The 8,305-nt window shown below is 61.6% G+C and carries 5 protein-coding genes and 4 pseudogenes; 4 read left to right on the top strand and 5 right to left on the bottom strand.

Annotation, left to right across the window (positions count from 1 at the left end):
• Positions 1-178 precede the first annotated feature (178 nt).
• Positions 179-500 (top strand): annotated as a pseudogene (locus ACZIRK_RS43985) (ISL3 family transposase); the annotation flags it as partial.
• Between the two features lie 278 nt (positions 501-778).
• Here ACZIRK_RS43985 and ACZIRK_RS43980 read toward each other — a convergent pair.
• From ACZIRK_RS43980 to ACZIRK_RS43960, 5 genes and pseudogenes are all read right to left on the bottom strand, one after another.
• Positions 779-2,134, bottom strand: a complete 1,356-nt coding sequence (locus ACZIRK_RS43980) for an NAD(P)H-dependent oxidoreductase (protein WP_130226799.1) — start codon at positions 2,132-2,134, stop codon at positions 779-781.
• Positions 2,134-2,913, bottom strand: a pseudogene (locus ACZIRK_RS43975) (IlvD/Edd family dehydratase); the annotation flags it as partial. The gene ACZIRK_RS43980 and the pseudogene ACZIRK_RS43975, both read right to left, overlap by 1 nt.
• A 48-nt stretch (positions 2,914-2,961) precedes the next feature.
• Positions 2,962-3,279, bottom strand: a pseudogene (locus ACZIRK_RS43970) (NAD-binding protein); the annotation flags it as partial.
• A 49-nt stretch (positions 3,280-3,328) separates the two neighbouring features.
• Positions 3,329-3,580 (bottom strand): annotated as a pseudogene (locus tag ACZIRK_RS43965) (NAD(P)-binding domain-containing protein); the annotation flags it as partial.
• Positions 3,581-3,681: 101 nt separating this feature from the next.
• Positions 3,682-4,584, bottom strand: coding sequence for a LysR family transcriptional regulator (locus ACZIRK_RS43960; protein ID WP_165435283.1), 903 nt, complete (start codon positions 4,582-4,584; stop codon positions 3,682-3,684).
• Positions 4,585-4,949: 365 nt separating this feature from the next.
• On the opposite strand from ACZIRK_RS43960, the gene ACZIRK_RS43955 reads away from it, so the two are divergent.
• From ACZIRK_RS43955 to ACZIRK_RS43945, 3 genes are all read left to right on the top strand, one after another.
• Positions 4,950-5,573: a GntR family transcriptional regulator gene (locus ACZIRK_RS43955; RefSeq protein WP_245474778.1), complete on the top strand. Its 624-nt coding sequence runs from the start codon at positions 4,950-4,952 to the stop codon at positions 5,571-5,573.
• Positions 5,574-5,596: 23 nt separating this feature from the next.
• Positions 5,597-6,709 (top strand): isocitrate/isopropylmalate dehydrogenase family protein, encoded by a 1,113-nt coding sequence (locus tag ACZIRK_RS43950; protein WP_130226804.1) that lies wholly within the window; start codon positions 5,597-5,599, stop codon positions 6,707-6,709.
• 277 nt (positions 6,710-6,986) lie between these two features.
• Complete coding sequence (locus ACZIRK_RS43945; RefSeq protein ID WP_245474781.1) at positions 6,987-7,874, top strand: tripartite tricarboxylate transporter substrate-binding protein; 888 nt, start codon at positions 6,987-6,989, stop codon at positions 7,872-7,874.
• Positions 7,875-8,305: the final 431 nt, after the last annotated feature.

Here is an 8,305-nt window from a genome sequence, read left to right as displayed (position 1 = left end):
CGCCGTGAGCTCGCGCCGCGCACCCATGCTGATCCGTCCTGCCATCGGCGACACCGATCCGATTCGGTGTCGCCGCCCCAATCCTGACGGTCAGTTCTCCGGTAACATCCTTGGTGAGGCAATGCGCCCCTACGCTTGCGAGATCAATCAATCACTTAAGACGCCGATCGGTCTCCGGACCCTACGCCGAATAACAATCGAGGCCGGCGTACCAAGCCTGGTCGAGGCACGCGAGATCATCGCCGAATTCCACCTGATGATCCGGCGCAAGATCGAGGTGGGCCTCATCCCATGGATCGAGCGCGCCCGCGCCAGCCTCGTCGTCTCGTTTCGCCAGCGGCGTCGCGAAAGATGAAGCGGCGGTTCGAGCAGCAATCGCTTTGCCCTGGTCCAACGGACAGACTGAAGGTCAGATCACGCGCCTCAAGCTCGTCAGACACCAAATGTACGGCCGCGGGAAAATCGATCTGCTTCAAGCCAGGTTGATCGGCGCAGAATGAACGGAGCTGCGTCGGAGCCCGTATTGCAAGCCGAATGACAGGAAATGTCGTGGAGTTTGTCGCTGCGCTCATCACCACCTCCGGGAGCGCACTATTTGGCAGGGTCGGCCAACCATTTGAAATAGGCCTCGCGCTACCCCACGTTGGCAAAATTGATACCGACCGCACACGGAATCGGCAACGACGCCATTCGCCACGAATATGTGCAGCAATCGGGCCGTGATGGTTGTCATGGCCCGCTTTCGGGCATCCATTGTCCGGAAAGATTTCGGCTTTGCCTACTCTGCGGCGCTCGCCCTCGCAAAGGTGGCTTCGAGCTCTTTGCGGAGAGCAAACGCTGGCAACTTCGTGTCCCACGAAACGTCCTGCCAGGCGATCGGCTCGTCCGACCGGATGTCGCGGACCAACTTGATGCCATGGGCCAAGCCCAGCGGCAGATATCCGCTTGCGAGCGACTTTCGAGCCGGAACGAGCTTGCCGAACACGGTGTAACCGCCCTCGCCGTCCAACACTTCCCCCGCCTTCAGATCGCGCTTGGCCGTCGCGACAGCATCGGCGTTGAAGGCCGTGGCCACGCCGGTCGCTTCGCGGCGCAGACCGATCGACGCAACCGAGATGCCCAGTTCCAGACCGATCAGGTGCCACTTCTTGTAGGAACTCATGTAGCGACCGCTCGGATCGGTGATCACCTGATATTCCTTGAAGCATCTCCGGATGTATTCGGTGTCGCCCTCGAAGCTCACCCAGACGCCCTTTCGGATATCGTTGGGGATCGGCGTCCCGTCCGGGCGAAGGCTGGACACGACCTCGACGAGTCCCTTGCGCGACAACACGCCGCCTTCGGCCTTGGGCCGCATCAGCGCGGCAATGTCATCGACCGATCCCGGAGGGAAGCTCAGCCCGTCATCGGCCGCATCAAGACCGGTCGCATTCGCGATCGCCGCGCTTTCGATCGCAGGCTTGGAGCCGTCGAGAAACGCGTTGAACATCTTCGGGTTCATGCCGCCGAGCGCCGCCTGCTCCGCGGTGACGCCCCAATGGTCCCAAACCGTCTCCGGGGTCGACTTGCGATAGGCAGGCAGCCATTTATGCCCGCGCCCTGCCGCCACGACTGGGAAGCCGCATGCGCGTGCCCAATCGACAAGTTCACAGGTAAGCGCGGGCTGGTCACCGTAGGCGAGGCTGTAGAGGACATTCGAGGCCTTCGCGCGCTTGGCGAGCATCGGCCCGCAGAACGCATCGGCTTCCACCGTGACATTGATCACGTCCTTGCCGTGTTCGAACGCCACGAGGCAGTGCTCGATCGCCGCAATCGGATTGCCGGTGCATTCGACGATGATCCCGATCTCGGGGCGGGCCACGACCGCGCGCCAATCATCCGTCAGGTGCGTCGTTCCATTGCCAAGCGCGTCGTCGAGCGATTTGGCTGCATGGCGTTCGGACGGCCAACCGACCCGGGCGAGGTTCTCGATCGCACGTGCCGGAGCGACGTCCGCAATGCCGACGAGATGAACGCCCGGCGTCTTCAGTACCTGGGCAAGGTACATCGAACCGAACTTTCCGGCACCGATGAGACCCACGCGGATGGGCCGACCATTGGCCTCCCGCGTCTGCAACATCTTGAAGAAGTTCATCAGCACGTCTCCGATTGATTGTCCTGGCCGCCTTCGACGTCCCCAACGAGGAAATCGAAATCGCAGCCATGAGGGGCCTGCAATACGCTTCGACGATATAGCGCTTCGTATCCGCGTTTCGGAACGCTCGGCTGACGATGGGACGCCAGCGGCTGCGCGATTTCGATGTCGTCAACGGGAAGGGCGATCCTCTTGTTCGCGACCGAGAGCCGGATGCAATCTCCCGTGCGAACGGCACCCAAACGGCCGCCGATTGCGGCTTCCGGAGCGACGTGCAGCACGATCGTGCCGAAAGCCGTTCTGGACATGCGGGCATCCGAAATGCGGACCATGTCCTTGACGCCCTGCCGAGCCAGTTTCTCGGGGATCGGAAGATAACCCGCCTCCGGCATGGTCGCTCCCTCCGGACGGGCATTCTGCAGAACGAGGATATCGTCTGCCTTGACGTCGAGATCGGGATCGTCGATCCGGCGGCTGAGATCCTCGAGGCCGGTGAATACCACCGCGCGTCCCTCGATTTCGAACAGCTCCGGCGATGCTGCTGCACGCTTGAAGATGGCGCCGTCCGGTGCAAGCGATCTCTTCAGGGCGATCAGGCCGCCGACCTCGGAGACGGGATCATCAGCGCTAGGGATGACCGAGCGATTAATCCAGTCCAGCGACGCCGCGAGGCGCTCCGCAAGAGTGACGCCTTCGATATCGATCGTGTCCAGATGCAGGAGCGGCTTCGGTTCACGCAACACGGCGCCGACGCCGCCTGCCGCGTGAAAATCCTCCATGCGGAATTCGACCTGCAGGAGCTTTTCGTTCGGAAGGATCATCGCGCCCTTATCGAGTTTGCCGTGTCCCTGCTGCAGTGCTTGCTGATAGGTGGCAGTCGCGGCGGCCAGAACGGGAAGCGGGATGCGCTGCTCGGCCGACGACGTGGCGGCGCAGATCATGTCCTTATAGGCAGCCTTCATTGGATAGCCCGACTCAAACTCGCCCTTGGGAATGTTCGGCACGAAGACCTCCGACGCGTAGCTTTTGCCCGTGCTGCCGTTGACGACTTCGGCGACGAGGTCGGGATCGAGACCGAGCTTCACCGCCATCGGCAAGACTTTGGCGGGTGCGGCCATTCGGAATGGAATTAACAGCGGCGGCATGCGAGTTCGTGCTGAGGTCGATGACGATCGATCCCAGTGCGAGGTTCGCCGCAAGGCCGTTGCTTCCAAGCAGAATGCCGTCAACGGACGCAGTGTCAGGCAGACACAGGAAGACGACCGAACAGGAGGCTAGATCGAGATAATTGGTGGTCGTTTTCGCCCCGGCCCTCTCGAATGACGCGAAGGTGTCGCGACTACGGTTGCAAACGATGGTCGGATCTCCGCCTTTCATCAGGTTACGCGCCACGTGGCGCCCCATCTGACCAAGGCCGACAAAGCCGATTTTGGTTCGTTCGATCATGCTTATCCCGTCGGTGACGATCGCCTTTGGGCGAACCTAGCTTTTCCGGAAGAAGCGTTGCATCACTGGATGGGAACGCCGCCCAACGCCAATCACGATGGCTACGGACTAGGGACTTCACCAGGCGCGAAACATTCGATCATGGCGCGGGCCACGACGGGTAGCGACCGGAATTCGCGATATCCCACCAGCAGCGAGCGTTGCGCCCACGGTTCATTGAGGTTCATTGCCGCAAATTCGCCCTTCTCGATATAGGGCAATACCGCTCCTTCCGGCAGGACGGCGACCCCAAGCCCGGCCTCGACCATCCGGCGGACGCCGTCGAAACCGAACACCTGCACCCGCATCCGGATGTCGATGTCCGAAGTCTTCGCCTCCGTCAGGATCTTCGCCTGCAGCGAACTGCCCGCCTGCAGCCCGACATGCTGATAAGACGCGGTTTCACCGAGGCGGACGCTGTCGCGGCCGTCGAGCTCGTGCCCCTTTGGCACGATCACCATCAAGGTGTCGCGCCGGTACAAACGGGTCTCGATCGAGGAGTGGTCTATCTGATCGGATATCACGCCGATATCCGCCGTTCCTTGGCCGACGGCCTGCACGATCCTGTCGCTGGTGTCCTCGCGCAGATCGATGCGGACCTCGGGATACTGAGCCACATAGGATGCGAGGTCTTCCGGAAGAAACTGGGTCACCGCCGAGGTGTTGGCCCACAGCCGAACCAGGCCTTTCGCGCCTGACGAGAACTCGCTCAGTTCGGCATCCATGTCCTCGGCAATTCGCGAGATGCTCTGCACGTATCTGTAAAGCGCTTCGCCCGCCGGCGTGACCTCGATCCCGTCGCGAAGCCGATACAGCAATGCGACGCCGAAGCGTGCTTCGAGATCGGCCACCCGCTTGCTGACGGCCGACGCAGCGATGTTGTTCGCGCGAGAGGCCTGAGCAATGTTGCGGTGCTCAACCACGGAAGCGAACAGCCGCAATGAAATGAGATCGAGATGAGCCATTGGGGCGAAGACGCTTCCTTGGACGCGGAGACCGCCTCGTAACGTCGAGGCTCCGTCGAATGCTTTCTCGCGGAAACCTGCCCTCGTTTCAACCGGCACCGGAGCCACCGCCTCGAGCGGCTTGCCGGACTCACCAGTTACGTATACGTTATCGCATGCATAATGTGACGGTAAAGAGACACCGGATGGCTCGAATGGCTTCGTCTCGAACATCAGCAGGACGCCGCGGCCGTGCGCCGACAACACACGAGACCCGCGGCAAGTCCGCTCCGAAGGTGAGGGCCCGGATTCCTCGTTCTGGAAACTCAGCGACAGTCGCAACGCCTAGGGCCCGCGCAAGTCGTTCGGATGCGGCGCACAAGGCGATGCGCGTCCTCATCCTCAACAACGCGTGGCCCGCCGGATTCCAAGCCACCGAGCAAGAAATTGCCGATCACTTGAAGATGAGCCGGACGCCTGTGCGCGAGGCAATGATGAAGCTGCAGCAGGAGGAATTGGTACGCGTCGTTCCCCGTCACGGACTGCGCGTCCTGCCTGTCTCTGCGGATGACATGCGCGAGATCTATGAGGTGCTGACCTCGCTCGAGGCGACTGCGGCCGGACTCGCTGCGCAACGTTCACTATCGACGCAGGACCTCGCCCCGTTGGTCTCCGCGACGGCGTCGATGGAGCGCGCGCTTTTGGCCGGAGATCTCGACGCATGGGCTTGCGCCGACGAGGATTTCCACAAAGCCCTGCTCGCGCTTTGCGGCAACCGGAAGCTCGAAGCCGTGGTCCTGAACTTCATGGATCGAGTTCACCGGGCACGCATGGTGACCTTACGGATGCGCGCGATCCCCACGGCATCGACCGAAGAACATTCTGCACTCGTGGACGCAATCCGCCGAGGTGATCCTGAAGCCGCGCACAACGTTCACAGGTCTCACAGGCAACGCGCGGGCCGCGAGTTGCTCGCTCTCCTGGCGCGAGTGGGCCTGAACCAGATTTGAATTCACCACCATGGAGGTTCGACATGGCGACACACAACGACACGCTCGATATTGCGGTTCTTCCGGGCGACGGCATCGGACGCGAGGTCGCGGCGGCCTGCATCGAACTGCTCGCGGCAACCGAGAACGTCGCCGAGGGCCCTAAACTTCGGCTCACGACGCATAATGCGGGAGCGCAATATTACCTCGAGAGCGGCGATGCATTGCCGAAATCCACGATCGACGCATGCCGCTCGGCCGACGCGATCTTGTTCGGTGCGATGGGATGGCCGGACGTGCGCTTGCCCGATGGCACCGAAATCATTCCGCAACTCGACCTGCGCATGGAATTCGACCTCTATGCCGGGATCAGGCCCATACGCTGGTTTCCGGGTTTGCCTCAAATCCTGAGCGACGACCGATCGCGCCAAACCGATCTGGTTCTCGTCCGCGAACAGACTGAGGGCCTCTTTTACGCACGCGGTACAGGTACCGTCATCGAGGATCGCGAGGCCCTGGATACGATGCGGATCACCCGCGAGGGGACGGCGCGCGTCAGCGAATACGCCTTCCGGCTCGCAAAGCGCCGCAAGGACCGCCGCGGATCAGCGCGCGTCACCTGCGTGGACAAGGCGAACGTCTTCAGCTCGATGGCCTTCTTTCGGAAGGTGTTCGACGAAGTTGCGGCATCGCACACCGCCGTCACGAGCGACCATGCCTACGTCGATGCGATGGCGCTCACGCTTGTCAAGGCGCCCTGGACCGTCGATGTCATCGTCACCGAGAACATGTTCGGCGACATTCTGTCGGATCTCATTGCCGGGCTTGTAGGCGGCATGGGAATGGCTCCCTCGGCGGACATCGGCGATAACCATGCACTGTTTCAGCCTGCACACGGGACGGCGCCGGATATCGCCGGACAGGGCAAGGCGAACCCGTGCGCCATGTTCCTCTCGGGCGCAATGATGTTGGATTGGCTGGCCGACAAATACGAGGACCAGCGATTGGAGTTGCGCGCACGTCTGATCGAGCGCGCCATCGAAGCCGCTTTCGCTGCCGGGAACGTCCCCATCGAACTCAAGGGTGGATCGGGGTGCGCCGAGATGACGCGCGCAACCATCGCAGCCATGCCCGAGGCGATCCGGGCCGTCGCCTGACGTCGGCTGGAAGCGCCGGATCAACCAACTGGGACCAGCCATCGCCGGTGACGAATGCGACCATGTCGAGAAAATCGTTCTGACCGCCAGAACCTATCCTAGTGTGACCTGACAAGGTCGGCGGGGACGCGATCAATTTGCGCCCCGCCGAAACCAAAAAAGAAGGGAGGTAGAAATGATCGTTAGGACGATTCTGACCGCCGGATTCTCGGTTCTGATTTCAGTGATGGCATCGGCGACCTACGCTGAGAGCTCCTTCCCCACTCGGCCGATCACGATGGTCGTGCCGTTCGCCGCCGGCGGCGCCACGGACGTGATCGCGCGGATCGTCTCGGAAGGCATGAGCAAGCAGTTGGGAAAGCCCATTATCATTGAGAACGTGGCCGGTGCTGGCGGCACGACCGGATCGATCCGTGTGATGAAGGCAGCGCCCGACGGCTACACCTTGCTCACGGGGCACATGGGCACGCACGCCTCATCTTTCGCGCTGTACGAGAAGCGCAAATACGATCCACGTACGGACTTCGAACCGATCGGTCTCGCCGCGTCCGCACCGATCGTCGTTTTCGCTCGAAAAGATTTGTCCGCCGCCACCTTTCCGGAGTTCATCGCGCTCATGAAGCAGAAAGGCGCGGACCTCAAGGTTGGTCACTCCGGCGTCGGCTCGAACGCCCATCTGACTTGCGCCCTACTCAACATCCTGGTCGGCAGCAAACCAACTGAAGTGCCCTATCGCGGCAATGGTCCATTGATGACCGATCTCATGTCCGGAGCGATCGACTACTCCTGCGATCAGGTCATCACGGTCGCGCCGCAGGTCTCGGCAGGCACGGTGAAGGCTTTCGTCGTCGCGTCCTTGCAGAGGTCGAAAGTCCTGCCCGACGTCGCCACGTCCGAAGAAGGCGGCCTCAAAGCGTATCAGGCAGATGCATGGACGGCGGTTTTCGCACCGAAGGGCGTCCCGGCCCACATCATCGACAAGCTGGAGGACGCATACAAGAAAGCCATGGCCGATCAGGACACGGTCAATCGTCTCGAGAAGCTGGGAGCCGTCGTTCCTGCACGCGAAAATCAATCGCGGGCCTACTTGAAGGAACTCGTTTCATCCGAAGTTGACCGCTGGTCCAAGGTCATCACGGATGCTCGCATCAGCATCGCCGACTAGGTTTTGCTGATAACCACCGCTGCGACGAACCCGCCCCAGGGGCCATGGCAAGGTGCCCGCGTGTTTCGGTGAAGTTCGGTCAGCAGAAAATCAACCTCTACGGAACATCATCGCCGCGCATCCGACCGCCGCCGATCGAATGCGGCCTATTCCAGAAAAATTCGCGATTGCCTGTCGCTGTAATTCGGCGCGCTGTTTGACCCCTATCGGCGCCGAAGGTTGACCCCAGCCGATAATATCGAAACCTTTGAACCGTCGCCGGAAAATTCATGTCGTGCAGGGTCAACGTTGGAAGCCCTTAGGGGCGCATTGCCTCATCAAGAATGTTACCGGAGAACTGACCGTCAGGGTTGGGGCGGCGATACCGAATCGGATCGGTGTCGCCGATGGCAGGACGGATCAGCATGGGTGCGCGGCGCGAGCTCACGGCG

This window comes from Bradyrhizobium sp. Leo114 (genome assembly GCF_055229415.2).
This window is presented reverse-complemented; position numbering and strand designations above follow the sequence as displayed.

Bases quoted from the DNA above. Each gene is read 5' to 3' on its own strand.
- ACZIRK_RS43980 (WP_130226799.1), bottom strand. From the start codon at position 2,134: ATGAACTTCTTCAAGATGTTGCAGACGCGGGAGGCCAATGGTCGGCCC.
- ACZIRK_RS43960 (WP_165435283.1), bottom strand. From the start codon at position 4,584: ATGGCTCATCTCGATCTCATTTCATTGCGGCTGTTCGCTTCCGTGGTT.
- ACZIRK_RS43955 (WP_245474778.1), top strand. From the start codon at position 4,950: ATGCGCGTCCTCATCCTCAACAACGCGTGGCCCGCCGGATTCCAAGCC.
- ACZIRK_RS43950 (WP_130226804.1), top strand. From the start codon at position 5,597: ATGGCGACACACAACGACACGCTCGATATTGCGGTTCTTCCGGGCGAC.
- ACZIRK_RS43945 (WP_245474781.1), top strand. From the start codon at position 6,987: ATGGTCGTGCCGTTCGCCGCCGGCGGCGCCACGGACGTGATCGCGCGG.